General features: G+C 62.2%; 16 protein-coding genes and 2 pseudogenes. 7 read left to right on the top strand and 11 right to left on the bottom strand.

Features of this window, described 5'->3' with window-relative positions; genetic code table 11:
• Positions 1-81: 81 nt before the first annotated feature.
• The gene (locus HX824_RS11875; protein WP_087693163.1) at positions 82-615 is read right to left on the bottom strand and encodes a gluconokinase; all 534 of its coding nucleotides are present in this window, start codon (positions 613-615) and stop codon (positions 82-84) included.
• 212 nt (positions 616-827) lie between these two features.
• On the opposite strand from HX824_RS11875, the gene HX824_RS11870 reads away from it, so the two are divergent.
• The 6 genes from HX824_RS11870 to HX824_RS11845 all read left to right on the top strand — a co-directional run bounded on the left by HX824_RS11870 (position 828) and on the right by HX824_RS11845 (position 6,090).
• Entirely contained in the window at positions 828-1,859 is a 1,032-nt protein-coding gene (locus tag HX824_RS11870) for a LacI family DNA-binding transcriptional regulator (protein ID WP_177054677.1), read from the top strand.
• Positions 1,860-2,200: 341 nt separating this feature from the next.
• Positions 2,201-2,437 carry a DUF6124 family protein gene (locus HX824_RS11865; RefSeq protein ID WP_134327205.1) on the top strand — a complete coding sequence of 79 codons (237 nt, stop codon included), beginning with the start codon at positions 2,201-2,203 and terminating at the stop codon, positions 2,435-2,437.
• A 199-nt stretch (positions 2,438-2,636) separates the two neighbouring features.
• Positions 2,637-3,269, top strand: a complete 633-nt coding sequence (locus HX824_RS11860) for a glutathione S-transferase family protein (RefSeq protein WP_177054574.1) — start codon at positions 2,637-2,639, stop codon at positions 3,267-3,269.
• A 16-nt stretch (positions 3,270-3,285) separates the two neighbouring features.
• Positions 3,286-4,023 (top strand): NAD(P)-dependent oxidoreductase, encoded by a 738-nt coding sequence (locus tag HX824_RS11855; protein ID WP_177054573.1) that lies wholly within the window; start codon positions 3,286-3,288, stop codon positions 4,021-4,023.
• 11 nt (positions 4,024-4,034) lie between these two features.
• Positions 4,035-5,444, top strand: coding sequence for an MFS transporter (locus HX824_RS11850; protein ID WP_177054572.1), 1,410 nt, complete (start codon positions 4,035-4,037; stop codon positions 5,442-5,444).
• A 136-nt stretch (positions 5,445-5,580) separates the two neighbouring features.
• A complete protein-coding gene (locus tag HX824_RS11845; RefSeq protein WP_008431614.1) occupies positions 5,581-6,090 on the top strand; it encodes a hypothetical protein in 510 nt (169 codons plus the stop codon).
• 137 nt (positions 6,091-6,227) lie between these two features.
• On the opposite strand, the pseudogene HX824_RS32915 reads toward HX824_RS11845, so the two are convergent.
• From HX824_RS32915 to HX824_RS11835, 3 genes and pseudogenes are all read right to left on the bottom strand, one after another.
• Positions 6,228-6,653, bottom strand: a pseudogene (locus HX824_RS32915) (methyl-accepting chemotaxis protein); the annotation flags it as partial.
• A gap of 165 nt (positions 6,654-6,818) precedes the next feature.
• Positions 6,819-7,442 (bottom strand): annotated as a pseudogene (locus tag HX824_RS32910) (PAS domain-containing protein); the annotation flags it as partial.
• 272 nt (positions 7,443-7,714) lie between these two features.
• The gene (locus HX824_RS11835) at positions 7,715-8,584 is read right to left on the bottom strand and encodes a LysR family transcriptional regulator (protein WP_177054571.1); all 870 of its coding nucleotides are present in this window, start codon (positions 8,582-8,584) and stop codon (positions 7,715-7,717) included.
• Positions 8,585-8,682: 98 nt separating this feature from the next.
• Here HX824_RS11835 and gstA point away from each other — a divergent pair, with 98 nt between their 5' ends.
• On the top strand, positions 8,683-9,285 hold the full coding sequence (gstA, locus tag HX824_RS11830; RefSeq protein WP_177054570.1) for a glutathione transferase GstA: 603 nt from the start codon (positions 8,683-8,685) through the stop codon (positions 9,283-9,285).
• A gap of 106 nt (positions 9,286-9,391) precedes the next feature.
• Here the strand turns inward: gstA and HX824_RS11825 are convergent, their stop codons facing one another.
• The 7 genes from HX824_RS11825 to HX824_RS11795 form a co-directional block, all read right to left on the bottom strand.
• Complete coding sequence (locus HX824_RS11825) at positions 9,392-10,786, bottom strand: aromatic amino acid lyase (RefSeq protein ID WP_177049542.1); 1,395 nt, start codon at positions 10,784-10,786, stop codon at positions 9,392-9,394.
• Entirely contained in the window at positions 10,783-11,787 is a 1,005-nt protein-coding gene (locus HX824_RS11820; protein WP_134327210.1) for an ornithine cyclodeaminase family protein, read from the bottom strand. Before HX824_RS11820 ends, HX824_RS11825 begins: the two co-directional genes overlap by 4 nt.
• Before the next feature lie 294 nt (positions 11,788-12,081).
• Positions 12,082-13,008: an aliphatic sulfonate ABC transporter substrate-binding protein gene (locus HX824_RS11815; RefSeq protein ID WP_177054569.1), complete on the bottom strand. Its 927-nt coding sequence runs from the start codon at positions 13,006-13,008 to the stop codon at positions 12,082-12,084.
• Positions 13,008-14,021, bottom strand: a complete 1,014-nt coding sequence (locus tag HX824_RS11810) for an ABC transporter substrate-binding protein (RefSeq protein WP_177054568.1) — start codon at positions 14,019-14,021, stop codon at positions 13,008-13,010. The genes HX824_RS11815 and HX824_RS11810 overlap by 1 nt, the downstream gene beginning before the upstream one ends.
• A 146-nt stretch (positions 14,022-14,167) precedes the next feature.
• On the bottom strand, positions 14,168-16,807 hold the full coding sequence (locus tag HX824_RS11805; protein ID WP_177054567.1) for a TonB-dependent receptor: 2,640 nt from the start codon (positions 16,805-16,807) through the stop codon (positions 14,168-14,170).
• 253 nt (positions 16,808-17,060) lie between these two features.
• On the bottom strand, positions 17,061-17,996 hold the full coding sequence (locus tag HX824_RS11800) for a FecR domain-containing protein (RefSeq protein WP_102369757.1): 936 nt from the start codon (positions 17,994-17,996) through the stop codon (positions 17,061-17,063).
• Positions 17,993-18,502, bottom strand: a complete 510-nt coding sequence (locus HX824_RS11795; RefSeq protein WP_003213062.1) for a sigma-70 family RNA polymerase sigma factor — start codon at positions 18,500-18,502, stop codon at positions 17,993-17,995. Before HX824_RS11795 ends, HX824_RS11800 begins: the two co-directional genes overlap by 4 nt.
• Positions 18,503-18,573: the final 71 nt, after the last annotated feature.

The following is an 18,573-nucleotide window of genomic DNA, read 5'->3' as shown; positions in this document are numbered from 1 at the left end:
GGTCTCTCCTGTTTGTTGTTGTTATTAAAGCCGGTAAAAAATTCAGTGCAGGCGGACAGCGCTATCTTGTCCGGCAAAAAATTATTTGTTTGGTTCAAAGCCGTGTTCGAGCCACCAGGCATTGGTTTGCTCGGCCAGTTCTTCAACGCTGTCTTCACTGGCGTTGAGGGCCAGGGTCAACGGCTCGCCCACCGGGGATTCCAGGGTGGCGAACTGGCTGTCTATAAGGCTGGCCGGCATGAAATGGCCGGGGCGATGGGATACACGGTCGGCGGCGACTTCGCGGGTCAGCTCCAGAAACACAAACCCCAGGCCCGGCGCGGCTTCGCGCAGGTGGTCGCGGTATTTCTTCTTCAGGGCCGAACAGGTGAGCACCGGATGCTCGCCGGCCTTGAGCGAGCGGCGCAGCTCATCGCACAGGATGTCGAGCCAGCCGGCGCGGTCTTCGTCGTTAAGGGGATGGCCGGCGCTCATCTTTTCGATGTTCGCGGCGGGGTGAAAGCTGTCGCCTTCGATGGCAGTGGCGCCGTTCAGCAGGCACAGGGCCTCGCTGACGCTGGACTTGCCACAGCCGGAAACACCCATGATCACGAGGGCAGTAACAGGTTGACTCATGAAACACCTCAAGACGCAGATAGCGCTACCTTTGCACGCTGTAAGGCTAGTGCAAAAACAGGCTTTTCCCGCGCCGTCTTGTCATTTTTATGGAGTGACGCGTGCATCTGCTCCAAAGGTTTGAACGGGAACAGGCATCCCGACGTTCAAGAATTTGCAGGGTCTTGGAGACAGCGCTACCTTAGTGCCTCGATTTTTGTTTGGCAAGCCGCCTGATGACTCCCAAGAACGATAAAAATACCCGCACCACGGGCCGCCCCACCCTCAATGAAGTGGCCCGCCTGGCTGGCGTGAGCCCGATTACCGCCTCCCGGGCCTTGCGCGGCATCAGCACCGTGGCCACCGAACTGGTGGAAAAAGTGCAAAAAGCCGCCGCCGAACTGAGCTACGTGGTCAACCCGGCCGCCCGTGCCCTGGCATCTGCCCAGAGCCAGTCGGTGGTGGTGTTGGTGCCGTCACTGTCCAACCTGCTGTTTATCGAAACCCTGGAAGCCATCCACCAGGTGCTGCGGCCCAAGGGCTTTGAAGTGCTGATCGGCAACACCCACTATTCCCGCGACGAAGAAGAAGACCTGCTGCGCAACTACATGGCCTACCAGCCACGGGGTTTGCTGCTGACCGGGTTTGACCGTACGGAAAGTGCCCGGCGCATGGTGGAATCGAGCAATGTGCCGTGTGTGTACATGATGGACCTGGACCCGGGCGCCAGACTGAACTGCGTAGGATTTTCGCAATTGAACGCCGGGGAAACAGCGGCGGCGCATTTGATCTCACGGGGGCGCAAGCGGTTGGCCTACATTGGCGCTCAGTTGGACCAGCGCACGTTGTTGCGCGGTGAGGGTTTCAGGCGCGCTTTGCAACAGGCGGGGTTGTATGACCCTGCGCTGGAAGTGTTGACGCCACGGCCATCGTCGCTGGGCCTGGGTGGTGAATTGTTCCTGCAGTTGCTGGCCAGCCATCCGGATGTGGACGCGATCTTCTTTGGCAACGACGACCTGGCTCAAGGTGCGCTGCTGGAAGCGCTGCGCCATGGCATCAAGGTGCCGGAGCAGATCTCGGTGCTGGGCTTCAACGACCTGCCGTCTTCCTCGTTCATGGTGCCGCGTTTGAGCAGCATCAGCACCCCGCGTGAAGCCATTGGCCGGCGGGCGGCAGAGCATTTGTTGACGGTGATGGCCGGCAACAAGATCGCCCGGCCGGTGGTGGACATGGGGTTTGAGTTGAAGGTGCGCGAGAGTACCTAGGCGGTAGCTGTAGGAAGTGGCTGGTGTTGATGGCAGCGCCTTGCTCCGTTACCTACAGGTACGTCAGAATCCGCCGGCTTGTGCGCCTGGGTAGGGCTCTCTAAGGTTGCCCGGTCGCTGAATTTCTCAGTGATCGGGTTTAGTAGCCTGGACAGTCATACAGAATGAGCATGAGCTTCATCTATCAGACTTACGTGTCTGTGCTTGATGGTGGCTGTGCGCAGGGCGCCCTTGTGGCGCGCCGGATTTTTGTGTGACTTTGCCGGTCTACTAACCTGCGTGCAGCCGCCACCCTTTCGTTTAGTAGCGATCAGGTGATGGCCCAGATAGAGGTCACGCTTATGTTCAAAGTTACTCCCAATCCTCCTTCCTTATTCACCGTCAGCCCCGACGCCAGCAGCGAAAGCCTGATCGCCAACAGCTACGAGACGTTTTCCTCGGTCAGCACGTTACTGCTCGACCTGTCTGATGAACTCACCGGCAAAGACCGCGACACCGCATTGGCGATTCACCAGTTGAGTGAGTTGGGCGTATTGCTGATGGGCAAGCTGATGGACCTGGAATCACCACTGATCTAACAGACCGCACGCGGTCAAACTGTGGGAGCGGGCTTGCTCGCGAATGCGGTGTGTCAGCCGACCTTTCCATCACTGATACACCGCATTCGCGAGCAAGCCCGCTCCCACATTTTTGATCCTGCCCACTTAACACCCTCGCCGTGCCTTCTGGCCCCTGCTAAATTGCCCCCTGCCTTCTCTACCTCGTCAGGAAAGCACCATGGGCCATTCGCTGAAAATCCTCGGTCGCACTTCTTCCATCAACGTGCGAAAAGTCCTGTGGACCTGCCAGGAACTGGATATCCCCTACGACCGCGAAGACTGGGGCATCGGCTTCGCCTCCACCCAGTCCCCCGAATTCCTGGCCCTGAACCCCAACGCCCAAGTCCCGGTGATCATCGACGACAACGGCGTACTGTGGGAATCCAACACCATCTGCCGCTACCTCGTGGGCCTGCACCAACGCCACGACCTGTTGCCCACCGAGCCGGTCGCCCGTGCGAGGGTCGAGCAATGGATGGACTGGCAAGCCACCGAGCTCAACCCGTCGTGGGGCTACGCCTTCCACGCTCTGGTACGCAAGAACCCGGACTACCAGGACCCGCAACGCGTCAAAGCCGGGGTAAAAAGCTGGAACGACAAGATGGGCCTGCTCGAAGAGCAACTGATCAAAACCGGCGCCTACGTCGCCGGTAACGACTTCACACTCGCCGACATCCTCATCGGCCTGTCGGTGCACCGCTGGTGGATGACGCCCATGGAGCATTCGTCCTACCTGGCGGTCAGCGCTTACTACGAAACCCTCAGCCAACGCCCCGGCTTCAAAACCTTCGCCCTCGGCGGCCATAACTAAAAACAAGGACTACCCAATGAACGGACTCAACGTACTGCTCACCGGCGCCTGCGGCCGCATCGGCAAGACATTTTTCGAAGCCTCGAAAGACCGCTACCGCTTCACCCTCACCGACCGCATCGAGCCGGATTTCGCCCTCGGCGAACACCGTTTCATCCACGCCGATCTGAGCGACAAAACCGCCCTCGCCGCCCTGCTCGACGGGATTGACGTGATCGTGCACCTGTCGGGCATCCCCCACGCCAGCGCGACCTTCGACGAGTTGTTGCCCAACAATATCCTGGCCACCACTTACCTGTTCGAAGCCGCCGTGGCCGCAGGTGTGAAGCGCCTGGTGTTCGCCAGCAGTGCCCAGACCATCGAAGGCTACCCGGTAGACCGGCAGATCACGCCGGGCATGCCGGTACTGCCCGCCAACCTGTACGGCGTGAGCAAATGCTACGGCGAAGCCCTGTGCGGTTTTTACGCGGCCAAAACCCCGCTCTCCACCATCGCCCTGCGCATCGGTGCGTTTGAATTCCCCGAAACCCACGACCTGAACAACGCCCGCGACCTCAGCGCCTGGCTCAGCCCCCGCGACGCCGTGCAACTGCTGCAACGCTCGGTGGAAACCATCGGGGTGAAACACCTGATCGCCCATGGCATTTCCAACAACCGCTTCAAACGCCTGGACCTCAGCGAAACAACCCGTGTGCTGGGTTACCAACCGGTGGATGATGCGTTCCAGGAATTCGAGATCCCGATCACTTACTGAGTCTTCTGCCCATGTCTTCACCCTCTCTTGCAGACGGTATCGACCCGATCCGCGCCGCGCACATCAGCGCGCGCATTGATCGGTTGCCCGCCGTCGCCACTGTCTGGCGCCTGGTGGCGCTGCTGTCGATTGGCGGCTTTTTCGAGCTGTATGACTTGTTCCAGACTGCCTATATCAGCCCCGGCCTGATCAGTGACGGAATTTTCCACACCGGCAGCCAGGGCGTATTCGGCTTCTCCGACCAGGCGGCCTTTGCCTCGGCGACCTTTCTCGGCCTGTTCCTCGGCGCCAGCCTGCTCAGCCCGATTGCCGACCGCTACGGGCGCCGGGCGATCTTCACCTTTGCGTTGATCTGGTACACCGTCGCCACCGTGTTGATGGGTATCCAGACCTCCGCCCTGGGCATCATCTGCATGCGCTTCCTGGTGGGCATCGGCCTGGGCATCGAACTGGTGACCATCGACGCCTACCTCTCGGAACTGGTGCCCAAGCGCATGCGCAGCTCGGCATTCGCCTTTGCGTTTTTCATCCAGTTCCTGTCGGTGCCGGCGGTGGCGTTGATGTCGTGGTGGCTGGTACCCCAGGCACCGTTCGGGATTTCCGGCTGGCGCTGGGTAGTGGTGAGCAGTGCGGTGTTTGCGCTGTTTATCTGGCAACTGCGCAAGCGCCTGCCGGAATCGCCGCGCTGGCTCGCACAAAAAGGCCGTTTCGACGAAGCCGGGCAGATCATGAACAGCCTCGAAGCGCGCTGCCGGAAAGACCACGGCAAGCCACTCGATGAGCCGGAACCGCAAGCCGTCAGCGTGCAGGGCCAAGGGCGCTTCGCCGATATCTGGCAACCGCCGTACCGGCGCCGGGCGTTGATGCTGATTGTGTTTCATGTGTTCCAGGCCATCGGCTTTTTCGGCTTCGGCAACTGGCTGCCGGCGCTGCTCTCGGGCCAGGGCGTGAGCGTCACTCACAGCCTGGGCTATGCCTTCATCATCACCCTCGCCTACCCGTTGGGGCCGCTGCTGTTTGTGAAGGTGGCGAACCGGTTTGAGAACAAATGGCAGATTGTCGGCTCGGCGCTCGGCGCGGTGATCTTCGGCAGTTTGTTCGCGCTGCAAACCACCGCCGTGGGCCTGGTGATCTGCGGGGTGATGATCACCTTCTGCAACGCCTGGCTGAGTTTCAGTTATCACTCCTACCAGAGCGAACTGTTCCCCACCAACATCCGCGCCCGGGCGGTGGGTTTCTGCTATTCGTTCAGCCGGTTGTCGACGGTGTTCAGCAGCCTGTTGATCGGTGTGATCCTCGAACACCTCGGCACGCCCGGCGTGTTGGCGTTTATCGCCAGCAGCATGTTGATCGTGATGATCACCATCAGTTGGTTCGGCCCGCGCACCCGCAACCTGGCGCTGGAGAACATTGCCCACTAGCGGCAAACAATGGCCGTCGGCACGCCAACGCTTGCCGACGGTAGCGGCCCAAAGCCCCCGTAAACACGGGGCCATACCACTGGGCACGCTAATTGCTCCACCTGTGGCACCGCCCACATCCACAGGTGTCCTGATCATGCTGATCAACAACAACCCCCAGGCTCAGTCGACGATCCAACGCATCAAGCGCGCAGACATGGACCCGGCCAACGCCGCGGCCAGCGCGCTGTACAGCGGTGCCGCGCAAAACGTGCAACAGGGCACTACCACTGTATCGACCACACAGGCAGCGGCCGACGCCACTGCCGACAACATCAATGCCGCCTTCGCCAAGACCCGTGTGCAGTTGCAAGCCACCACCGCAACCGCCTCGACCACCGATACGGCCAAGACTGACTCCACCACGTCGGCCCGCAGTGACTTCACCGACTACATGAAGAAAAGCCCGGCTGAGCGCATCCGCGAGCAACTGCTCAAGGAACAGGGTTTGACCGAGGATGATGTGAAGAACATGCCTCAGGACAAGCAGGATGCTATTTCCAAGGAAGTTGCAGAACGCCTGAAGGAGCAGCAGGCGCAGCAGGTAGCGGCGAAGACCGCTGACCCGCAGGCGCAGAACGTGAAAGAGACCCTGGCTGCGATCTAAGCCACACCACAAACCAAATGTGGGAGCGGGCTTGCTCGCGAATGCGGTGTGTCAGTCAATCCATGTGCTGACTGACACACCGCATTCGCGAGCAAGCCCGCTCCCACACAAGCTCATTCCACATTTGATCTGCGGTGTTACTGCAATTGCAGTGTCGAGTTGAACTGACTGATCGCATCCACCACATGCCGTGACCCTTCCTGAATCTCCAGGATCACCTGCCCCGCCTCATTCGCCAGCTCCACCCCAAGCCCCGTGCGGCTCAGGCTCGACTGCATGCTCGACACCGCGCTGATCGACAGGTCGTGGTTCTTGCGCACCACATCCACAATCTCGATCGTCGCCTGGCTGGTTCGCGCCGCAAGGCTGCGCACCTCATCCGCCACCACCGCAAACCCGCGCCCATGTTCACCCGCTCGGGCCGCTTCGATTGCGGCGTTCAGCGCCAGCAGGTTGGTCTGGTCGGCGATGCCGCGGATGGTCTGGACGATGGTGCCGATGATGTCCGACTGCTTGCTCACTGCGTCGATGCTCACGGCCGCTTCGTTAAGGTCACGGGAAATTTCTTCGATGATCTGCACGGTCTGCTGCACCACTTCCGAACCCTTGCGGGCGCAGGCGTCGTTTTGCACCGAGGTGGCGTGAGCCGAGTCGGCAGCCGTGCGCAAGGTGGTGACCTGGTCGGTGATGTCGCTGGCGAACTTCACCACTTTGTACAGGCGCCCGTTGGCATCGAAGATCGGGTTGTAGGAGGCTTCCAGGAACAGCGTTTGGCCGAATTTATCTTTGCGCTCAAAGCGGTGGGAGTGATATTCGCCGCGGTTGAGCGAGGCCCAGAATGCCTTGTAGGCCGGCGAATCGGTCTCACCGCGATGACAAAACAGACTGTGGTGCTGGCCGACGATTTCACTGAGGGAATACTTCACCGTCTTCAGGAAGTTGTCGTTGGCATTCAGGATCTGGCCTTGCGGGGTGAATTCAATGACCGCCATGGAGCGGCCGATGGCGTCGATCAGGCTCTGGTTTTCATGCTCGCGGTGAATCCGCGCCGAGATGTCCGAGGCCACCTTGATCACGCTCTGCACCTGGTTGTCGGCACCGATTACCGGCATGTAACTGGCCTCCAGCCACACTTCCTGGCCATGCTTGTTCAACCGCATGAAGGTGCCACTGAGGGGCTCGCCCCGCGCCAGGTCGCGCCAGAGTTTGGCGTAGGCATCGGTGTGGGTGTAGGCCTCTTCGCAGAAAATCCGGTGATGCTTGCCGCGAATTTCTTCGGCGCGGTAGCCCATGGTCTTGCAGAAGTTTTCATTGGCATCCAGCACGATGCCGTCGCGATCAAACTCGATCATTGCCATGGAACGGCTGATGGCGGCCAATTTGGCTTTGGCTTCGGTAAGGGCGCAGGAGAAACGTTCGATTTCCAGCAGGTCGGATTTGTGTTGGCGGTTGAACATGTCAGATCACCCTTTATTTTCCCGACGCCCAGGCGGGCGCATTCCATTCACGGTTTGAATCTTGATCGCAGACCTTTATGGAGAAACCTATCCGAAACGCTTTATATGCCGAGCGTCATCAACGGTTCTGGGTGAGCATAGACAGGCGTTGGCGCTATGCAAGGCCACTAGTCAGCCAGCATTTGCAACAAAGCATTAACCACTGCGGAGGGCGGTTGGTGGCGTGATGTCACCAACGCAAACTCGCGATGCACCGGCTCCGCCAGCGGCATGATGCGCAAGCCGTGGCGCTGGGCCGGCAGGGTCATCTCGGGCACCAGCGTCACTCCCACGCCTTCACGCACCAGGCTGAAAGCGCTGTTCCATTCGCGCACTTCCACCCGCACCTCGCGCAGCACCAGGCCGGCTTCCTGCGCCAGGCTGCGGGCGTTGACGGTGCAGCCGCCGGTGGCAAGCACGAACGGTTGCTCCACCAACTCTTCCAGCGTGACCGTTGCCTGCGCCGGGCGCCGGGAAAACCCGTGGGCCATCGGCAGCACCGCCACCCAGTTATCGCGCCCCAGCACGGCGGCATTGCGCTCGGACGGCGGGTTGAGCACCACGCCCAGGTCGATCAGATTCGCGTCGAGCAAGGTGTTCACTTCATCGTCGGTCACTTCCAGGGCCGTGACCTCGATGCCGGGGTAAAGCTGGTTGAACCGACGCAGCAGCGGCGGCAGGAACACCGCCAGCACCATGGGGAAACTCGCGATGCGAATCGTCCCACGCAGCATCGGCCGCGCTTCGTCCACGGTGGTGCGAATCGCCTGCAAGGCCCCGAGCATCACCCGCGCCTGCTCGATCACTTGCAGGCCCAGGGCGGTAGGCACGGTCTGACGCGCCTCACGCACAAACAACTGCGCACCGAGGTTGGCCTCCATGGCCGCCATCGCTTGGCTGGCGGCGGACTGAGTCATGCCCACTCGTTCGGAGGCGGCAGTGATGCTGCCGTTGTCCGCCACGGCCACCAGCAGGCGCCAGTGCATCAGGTTCATCATGGCAGTAGCTGTCCTTATGGCAGGATTCTGAAAGATTAATTTTACCCAAGGTGCCATGCCCACGAGACTGAAGGCAACTGTCCTGCGGAGTTGCCCCGATGAAGCTGTATTTTTCCCCGAATGCCTGTTCCCTCGCCTCCCATATCGCGCTGCGGGAATTGGCCCTGCCGTTTGAATTGATTCGCGTCGACAACCAGAAAAAGCTCACGGCTGACGGTGATGATTTCCTGCAGATCAATCCCAAGGGCTATGTAGCCGCACTGCAACTGGACAACGGCGAGGTACTGACCGAAGGCGCGGCCATCCTGCAATACCTGGCCGACCGGGTAACCGCAGCGGGCCTGGCGCCGGCCAATGGCAGCTGGGAGCGGGTGCGTTTGCAGGAGTGGCTGAACTTTGTCTCCAGCGAGATTCATGGCGGGCTGGGTGTGTTGTTCAAGGACGCGATTCCCGATGAGGTGAAGGCGCTGTTCAAGGCCACGTTGTTCAAGCGTTTTGCGATTCTGGTACAGACCCTGGAGCGCCAGGATTACCTGCTGGGCGCGCAGTACTCGGTGGCGGATGCGTACCTGTTTGTGGTGCTGCGCTGGGCGGGGTTGTTTGATATCGACTTGCAGCAGTGGCCGGCGTTGGCGAAGTTTCAGCAGCGGGTCGGTGAGCGGCCGGCGGTGATTGCCGCCCTGGCCGCTGAAAATCCATGACCTGAAATGCGATCAATCTGTAGGAGCTGGCTTGCCTGCGATAGCGATGGTGAATCCAACACCGCTATCGCAGGCAAGCCAGCTCCCACATTGGGTCTTCATTGGTTTAGAGAATGGGTTTCAAGCCATCGTTTTCGATGAATGCACTTAACGCCAACACATCCACCGACCCCGAACGGTCCTGATCCAGTTGCGCCACCTGGCGGCGCACCGCCTGATGAATACGCCGGGTGCCCTGCCCCAGTTGAACCGTGCCGCACAGGTCCACCGCCTGCGCCGCCACGATCAACTCAATGCTGCCCAGCCACACCACGCGCTGCACCAGTTGCCGGGTTTTCTCGACCACCGCCAGCGCCTGCCCCGCATAATCTTCCACGCGATCAGCCACCGGCACGCTCACCGCCGGGATCGGATTGGCCAAGTGCCCGATCTCCGCCACCAACGCCGAACCGGTGCGCTGCAAGGCGGCCATGCCCACGTGGCCGGGCTGGTTGATCAGAAAGCGCGGCAGTTCACTGGAAGCCGGCGACAGCAACTTGGCAATCCTCTCGGCGCTGCACACCGCCACACGGCTCAACGCCAGGCCCAAGCCTTCGGCCGCCAGCGCAAGATGGGTGCTGTCGAAATTGGCCGTGGCCAGCACCAACGCGTCTTCGCTGATCAACGCCGGATTGTCCGCACCGCTGGCCAGTTCCAGTTCGATCAACTCGCGCAACGCCTGCATTGCCTGTTGCGCCGCGCCTTGAACCACCGTGGCACAGCGAAAGCTCAGCGGGTCCTGTAGCCGGCGCGGGTTATCGGCCAATTCGCCGCCCGCCAGCAATTCCAGCAACGCCGCTGATTGCCCGCTTTGCCCCGGCGCCGGACGCAACCGCGAAGCCCACGGCTGGAAAGGACTGAGGTTGGCCCGATAGCCTTCACACGACAACGCCAGCCCCGCCAACATGGCCTGCAATGCCTGTTCGGCCTCGGCCACCAGCAACGCGCCAAGGCCGATACTCGCGGAGTTGGCCGACACCAGCGCCAGGCCATCCTTGCCCGTCAATGGCACGTTCAGCGCCAGACTCAAATGCGCCAACGGCGCCAGGTCGCTCTCACCCAGCGAGCCGAGCAACGGCACCGCGGGCTCCATGCCGCAGTTGAGTAACGCCAACAGCGCCTGCGCCGCACCCGGCGAAATACCCGAACGCCCCTGGGCCAACCCGGCCAAGCGGGCTGCGGTGATCGCGCGTAATTCCTCACGCTTGGCCAGGCGGCCAACGCCCACCGCACGCCCCAAAGGAATGTTTGCCTGCACCGGCGCAACCTGCGTATCCACCGCCGCACCGAGGCCGGTGGTCACCCCGTAAATCGGCGTGCCTTCAGCCACCAGGCGCAGCAACAGTCGATGCCCTTCGTCGATACGTTGGCGGGCCGCATCGCTGAAGTCAGCCGGCGCGTCTTGGAGGGCAATCGACAGCAAATCCTCAACCGTCAAACCGGCGGGATCGAAGTGAATCATGCCCAGCGCAACCGCTGGCCGATCCCCAGGCGTCTGGATTTTTCCAGCAGTGCGTGGCCCAGGGCGATATCGCTGAGGCTCAAGCCACGGTGCCAGAACAGGATGGTTTCCTCGGGGGTTTCCCGGCCGGTCTTCAAGCCGGCTACGATCTGCCCCAACTCGGCATGCAAGGTCTCGGCGCTGAGTTTTCCGGCGTCGACATGGGCGCGCAATGCGCCGAACATCCCGCCCTTGCACTGGCCCCAGTCGTCCACCACCAGCTTGTGCATGATGTCGGTCAACGACAGTTCCACCGCGCTCATGGTGCCGTAGGGCACGACGAAGGCACCGGGCTTGATCCACTCGGTGTGCAGCAACGGTTGCGGCTGATCCAGGCGTGAAGCTTCCACCACGATGTCGGCGCCGCGCACCGTGGACTCCCAGTCGTCGGTGACAATCACCGGCTTGCCGAGGTCGCGGCGCAGGCGTTCGGCGAAGGCTTCGCGGCTTTCACTGCGGCGCGAGTGCACGCGGATTTCGTCGAAGTCGAACAGGTGGTCCAGCAGCCGCACGTTCCAATACGCCGTGCCACGGGCACCGATGTGCGCGAGGACTTTACTGTCGGGACGGGCCAGGTATTTGGCACCGATGGCGGTGACGGCGCCGGTGCGCATGTCGGTAATCGCCGAGGCGTCGAGGATGGCCTTGGGGATGCCGGTGGCCGGGTCCAGCAGGTTGAGAATCGCCAGTTCCGAGGGCAGGCCCTTGCGGTAGTTATCGACAAAGTCGCCCACCACCTTGACCCCGGCGTAGCCGATTGCGCCGCCCAATACACCGCGCAGCACGTTGAAGTGGCCGTTGATTTCACCGCCGGGAATCAGGTGCATGCGCGGCTCGATCACCGCCTCGCTGCGGCCCTGGATCGCCAGGCTGGATTCGATGGCGTTGAGGATTTCGTCGTTGGTCAGGGCCAGTTCGTCGATGTCCAGGCCGTTGAGGAAGTCGATGTAGATCGGTTGCATGGTCTGCTCACTGATGGGTTGCGAAGGTCGATGCTGAAGATGCTTTTATGGGGTGAGGGAGATTGCTTTGGGGAGGGAGCTTGTTGTGGCGAAGGAGCTTGTTGTGGTGAGGGAGCTTGCTGTGGCGAGGGAGCTTGCTCCCGCTGGAGTGCGCAGCGCTCCCGCTTTTTTTGGGGCCGCTACGCAGCCCAGCGGGAGCAAGCTCCCTCGCCACAACAGCTCTTTCCCTAAAGCAAGCTCCCTTGCCACAGCAAACTCCCCCCCACAGCAAGCTCCCTTGCCACAGGGATCAAGTTAAGGGGCCTTGAACACAATCTGCTGCACATCGACCTTTTTCGGGATCAGGCCGTTGGCAAAAAACGCGTCGGCCGTACGTTGCTGGTTGGCGATATCCACCGCTTCCAATGGCCGGCTCGGCGTCGGCGAGCGGTGCTGGAAGTAACTCTCCACCACCGCCGGCTGCAAGCCCAATGTCTTGGCCATCAGCGCGACGCTTTCATCATGCTGGTCCAGCGACAACCGCTGCGCCTGGGCAAACACCTTGAGAATCGCCGCAATCGCCTGCGGGTGCTGCTTGGCAAACGGCCCGCTGGCGATGAAGAAACTGCCCGCCGGGTTCAGCCCCTGGCCATCCCCCAGCACCTTCGCCGAACCGTCCACCACGGCCGCCGAGTAGTACGGGTCCCACACCACCCAGGCGTCGACCTTGCCTTGTTCAAACGCGGCACGGCCGTCGGAGGGCGACAGGTACACCACGTTCACGTCCTTCCACTGCAAGCCGGCACGCAGCAAACTTTTGAGGAACAGGTTGTGGGCGCTGGAACCCTTGAGCAACGCCACGCGCTTGCCCTTGAGTTCGGCCACGCTTTGCACGGTGCTGTCCTTGGGCAGCAGGATGGCTTCGGTGCGCCCGTCATTGGGCTCGACGCCGATGTAGCGAATGTCGATGCCGGCAGCCTGGGCGAAGATCGGCGGGATGTCGCCGATATTGCCGATGTCGATGCTGCCGCCATTTAGGGCTTCGATCAGCGGCGGGCCGCCGAGGAATTCGATCCACTCGACCTTGGTGCCCGGCAACCCTTGCTCGAACAGGTGATGCTCACGGGCGAGCACCATGCTCACCGAGCTTTTCTGGTAGCCGACGCGCAGGGTGGCCGGTTCTGCCGCCAGCAGCGGCCCGGCGCACAGTGCCAGCAGTGTGGCTGCGATGAGCTTGCGCATCAGAGACTCTCCTTGACCTTGGCCGCGACGTCCGCCGGCACCCATTGCTGCCAGACCTGCGGCTGTTCTTTCAGGAACGCTTCGGCCACCTGGCGCGGCGCGCTACGTTTCTCGGCCATTTGCGCGAGGATGCCGTTGAGCAGGTCAATCGGCAGGTCGACTTTTTCAAAGAACGTCACCAGTTGCGGGTACTGCGCCTTGAACGGCGCCGACACGCCAATCGCCAGGTGCGCTGGCATCGAACGAGTACCGATGGGGTGCGGGTTGTTGGCGTCGGCCAGGGTCTTCCAGGCTTCGGCGTTGAACGGTGGTTCTTCCAGTTTGATCAACTTGAAGCGCCCCAGCAGTGGCGTCGGCGACCAGTAGTAGAACAGCACCGGCTTGCCGCGACGGATCGAGGATGCAACCTCGGCATCCAGCGCCGCGCCGGAGCCGGTGCGGAAGTTGACGTAGCTGTCGGTCAGGCCATAGGCCTTGAGTTTCTGGCTGTTGACGATCTCCGAGGTCCAGCCGGTGGGGCTGTTGAGGAAGCGCCCACGGGTCGGGTCTTCGGGGTCGCGGAACACGTCCTTGTAGCGGGCCAGGTCGGCGACGGATTTAAGCTCCGGGGCCAGGGGTTTGATGCCCCGTTCGGCGTCGCCCTTGATCACGTACTCCGGCACCCACCAGCCTTCGGTGGCGCCTTTGACGGTGTCGCCCAGGCCGAACACCTTGCCTTCGCTTTCGGCCTTGACCCACGCCGGACTGCGCCCGGCCCACTCTTCGCCGATCACCTGGATATCGTCCTTGGCCAGGGCGGCCTCCAGGCTCACGGTGCTGCCGGGCAAGGTGTCGGTGGGCAGGCCATAGCCTTTCTCGACGATCAGGCGCAGCACTTCGGTGATCAGGCTGCCGCTTTCCCAGGTGATGTCACCGAAGTGGATCGGTTTGGCAGGTTCGGCGGCCGTGGCTGATTGTGCCAGGACGGTGAGTGCCAATAGCGAGCCACCGAGCAGGTTCTTGATTGTTTTCATGTGTTACCTCGTGGTGATTCCATGAAGAGTGCTCTTGTGGCGAGGGAGCTTGCTCCCGCTGGACTGCGCAGCAGGCCCAAAGTGCTTGGGGCCGCTACGCGCCCCAGCGGGAGCAAGCTCCCTCGCCACAGGTTTTGCATCAGGGTTTAAAAGTCATAACTGAGCCGCGTGTAGTAAAACGCCCCTTCCGGCGCCGTCGGCGACAGGTAGCTGTATTGCTGGCCCGGGGTCTGGCGCAAACGGGTGTTGTAGTCGTCAGGCTTGCTGTCGAACAGGTTGTTGACGCCCACCGACACCCGCAGTTGTTTGGTGAAGGCGTAGTTCACGTCCAGGTCGGTGGTCCATTGCGCGCCGAAGGTCTGGTCGTACTGGGCGTTGGCTTCGCTGGACGCATATTTGCGGTACTTGCCGTAACGGGTTTCGTTGAGGGCGATGGTCCATTGGTTGAGCTTGTGGACCGCGCCAAACACCAGCTTGTCTTCCGGGTAACCGTGCTCCAGGAAGCCACGGGATTCACGGGTCAGCACTTCGAAGCCGTTGGGGTTTGCGTGGACCTTCTCGATGGTGGTGCGGGCCTTGGTGTAGCCCGCCGACAGGTTCAGGTTGCCGAACTGCTCAAGGTCCAGGTTGTACTTGCCCACGATGTCGACGCCACGGGTGCGGGTGTCGGCGGCGTTGGTCATGAACTGCGCCCAGGAGTACTGGCCGTAGCCGGCGTCCTTGAGGATCTGCTCGGCCAGCGGCCCGGAAATGCCACCGCTGAACAGCAGGCGGTCACGAATCGAAATCTGGTAGGCGTCGATGGTCAGCGAGGCCTGGTCGGTTGGGCGCAGCACCAGGCCCAGGGAGAAGTTGGTGGACTTCTCGGGCTTCAGCGGCTGCGCACCGAGGGCACGGGCGGCCGGGTTGTCGGCCGGCAGCATGCGGGTCAGCACCGGGTTGCCGTTGGCGTCGAGATTGGTAGTGGTGGTCCAGGAGGTGCCGATCTGGCCCAGGCTGGGCGCGTGGTAGGCATTGTTGACCGTGGCCCGCAGGCCGACTTTCGGGGTGAAGTCATAGCGCGCCGAGAGTTTGCCGGTGGTGGCTGAACCGAAGTCCGAGTAGTGCTCGGTACGCCCGGCAATGCCCACCTGGAGCTTGTCGGTGACCTGGTTTTCCAGGCCGAAATACACGCCGCCCACATCACGCTTGAAGGTGCCGGCGTCATCCGGGGTCAGGCCCGAAGCCTGCACCGCGCCAACCTGCACGCCGTCGATGCCACCGTAGGAATAGGAATCGTAGTCGCCGGCCTCCAGCCGGTATTGCTCATGCCGGTAGGCGACGCCCGCTGAAACGGTGAGTGGATGGCTCGACCAGTCGACGTTCAGATCCTTGGCGTAATCCAGGGTGATGTTGGTCTGGTCGTTGACCAGGGTGGCGACGTTGAACTTGGTCGGGCTGTTGATCCCGTAGCTCGGGTTGACGGTGTTGAAAGCCAGTTCGTCGTGCTCGTCGCGGCCATAGGTGGCGCTCAAATCGAAGCGGCCGATGCTCTCGTCTTCATAGCGGGTGCCGACGGTGACGGCGCCGTCTTCATAGCGATAGCGGTATTTCGGGATGGTGCCGTTGGGGTAGATCCCGGCCACGTTGTTCGGGCTGCTGGCCAGCAGCGGCGGCGTGTTGTTTACCGAAGTGTCCTGGCCGAAGGTGGCGAAACTGTAGAGGCGCCATTGGTCGTTCAGGCCGATTTCGGCGTTGGCCGCCAGGTTGTATTTGTCGCGCCCGGCACCGCCCCAGCGCGGGTCTTGTACCTGGCCATCGGCGACGTATTTGTCGCCGATGTCATCGGGTTTGTTGTTCAGGGTGTTGAAGCTCAGGGTCAGGAAACCATCCCCCGGCAAGCCGATGCCGTACCAGCCATCGGTGGTTTTGCTGAAGCCGTCGCCCTGGGCGTATTTGCCCAGTTGGGTGTTGATGCCGCCACCGCTGTCGCGCTCCTTGAGCACGATGTTGACCACCCCCGCCACCGCGTCCGAACCGTATTGCGCCGAGGCACCGTCGCGCAGCACTTCGACGTGGTCGATGGCGCTGATGGGGATCATGTCGAGGTCCACCGGCTGCGCGCCAATGAACGGCACGCCACCGGAAATGTTCACCACCGCCGAGGTGTGCCGGCGCTTGCCGTTGATCAGCACCAGGGTCTGGTCCGGGGACAAGCCGCGCAGGGAGGCGCCTTTCGGATCCTGGCCGCGGGTGGCGCTGTTGTTCTGCGGAAAGTTGAACGAGGGCAGCAGTTGGAACAGCGCCTGGTTGAGGCTGGTGGCGCCGGTTTGCTTGAGTTCTTCGGCGTTGATCACATCCACCGGGGCGCTGCTGGTGAGGGCCGTGGCGTCGCTGCGACGGGTACCGATGGCGACCACACGGTCGAGGGTCGGCGCCTGGGCTTCGGCGGTTTGCGCCTTGATGCTGTTGCTGGCAGGCGCGACTTTGGCGCCTTCCTTGATGATGAATGCACCGTCCGGGCTGACCTGGACTTGCAGGCCGGTGCCCTTGAGCGCGGCGTCTACCGCCTGTTGCGCCGACAGCGAACCGTCGACCCGCGCCGAGGAATAATTGCCCAGCTGCGGCGTGAAGGAAATCACCTGGCCGCTCTGGCGGCTGATGTTCAGCAGCACTTCATCCAGCGGGCCGGGCGCGATGTGGTAGACCTGGCGCGCCTCTTCGGCGCTGGCAGCGAAAGACAGGAACAGACTGGCCAACGGCACCAGGGCAAAGGTTCGAAGCGGTGTACGGTTGAATGGGCTCACGTTGGCTCCCCCCAAGGAAACTCCTGAGCGCTGCTCCCCGCAGCGCTTACGGGAGTGATGTGGGATGGCCGGGGGAAAACTTGCAGATCGTTTGGTTATGTCGATAGAACCGACATTCGGAAACGACGCGGTCAACTGTGGGAGCTGTCGAGCTTTAGCGAGGCTGCGATGGTATCGCTGCGGTACATCTGAGAGGCCGAGGTGCTCGCATCGCAGGCAAGCCAGCTCCCACATTGACCGAGGTGAACCGTTTTCAGGCGGCACTGACGGTCACCCACAACCCGGTCCGGCGGGTGATGTGGATCGGCAGGGTGCGTGCCAGGGTGTCGAGGATCTGGTCGGGATTGTCGAGGCGGTACAGGCCGCTGACCCGCAACCCTGCCACCGCCGGATCGAGGCGCAGCACACCGTTGTGATACGGGCGCAGTGCATCGATCACCTCCACCAGCGGGCGGTCGCGCACTTGCAGGAAGCCATCGATCCAGGCGGTCGCGCCCGAGGAACTGGCGAGCACCGGTCCGAAGCCGAAGCGGTCGTAAGTCACCTCGTGCCCGGCCTCCAGTTGCAGGCGTTCGCCGTTCTGGCCGTCGATCTCCAGGGCGCCGTTGAGCGCCACCACATGGCCCTGCCCTTCGCGCTCGCGCAGCAACAAGCGATTGCCCAAGGCATGCAGTCGAGCTTGATCGGTCTGAATGAAAAACGGTCGGTTGCTGTCCCTGGCAATCTTCACCAGCAACTCGCCATCGCGCAGGCGCACCACGCGGTGTTGTGGGTCGAACTGGATGTCGGCGGCACTGCGGGCGTTGAGCAGTAACTCGCTGCCATCCGCCAGCTCTACAGTGCGCCGTTCGCCGGTGCCGGTGCGGATATCGGCGGTCAAATCCTCCACCACCGGCCGGGCCAGCCAACCGGCGCCCAGCATCAGGCCAGCGCCCACCAGGGCGCCGCGCAACACCGTGCGGCGGCTGGATGGCGCGTCCAGTGCCTGCTGCAATACCTTGCCGCTGACGCCTTGGGTCTGCGGAATTTGAAACACACCGAGGCGGGTTTCCAGTTGTTGGCACAAGGCTTCGTGACGCGGGTCTGCGGCACGCCACTGATGGTAACGCTGCCAGTCGGCGGCACTCGCCTCGCCGGAGCGCAGCAACACCACCCAGCGAGTGGCGCTGTCGATCAGGTCGTCGCTCATTCCAGGCACAGCCGCAGGCAGCGGTTGACGGCACGGGTCATGTAGTCGCTGACCGAGCGTTGGGAAATGCCCAGCTCGGCCGCGATTTCCGGGTAGGTCAGGCCATTGAGTTGCGACAGCAGAAAGGTCGCCTTGACCTTGGCCGGCAAGCCGTCGAGCAACTGGTCGATGGCCTGCAGGGCTTCGAGCATCTGCGCCAAATCCTCAGGGGATGGCGCGGGAGAGGTTTCGTCCTGGTCGAGGGCGTCGAGGTAAGCGCGCTCCAAGTCACGGCGACGCCACAGCTGGTACATCAGGCGTTGGGCAATGGTGGTGAGCAAGGCGCGTGGCTGGCGGATCGGCGCCACGCCCGGGGAACTCAGGAGCTGGACGAAGGTGTCGGCGGCGATGTCTTCGGCGTGGGCACGGGAATCGAGATGGCGGTGCAAACGGCCGCACAGCCAGTCGTAATGACTGCGGAATAATCCGCCCACGTAATCGCTGTGAGAAGTGTCGGCGCCGGACATAGTGGCTCCATCTGAGTAGGTTGCGCGTTATGTCCGGTGTTCCGGTGGAGCGATCCTAGCAAGGCTGCTTA

This window comes from Pseudomonas sp. D4002, from assembly GCF_013385665.1.
GTDB lineage: Bacteria > Pseudomonadota > Gammaproteobacteria > Pseudomonadales > Pseudomonadaceae > Aquipseudomonas.
This window is presented reverse-complemented; position numbering and strand designations above follow the sequence as displayed.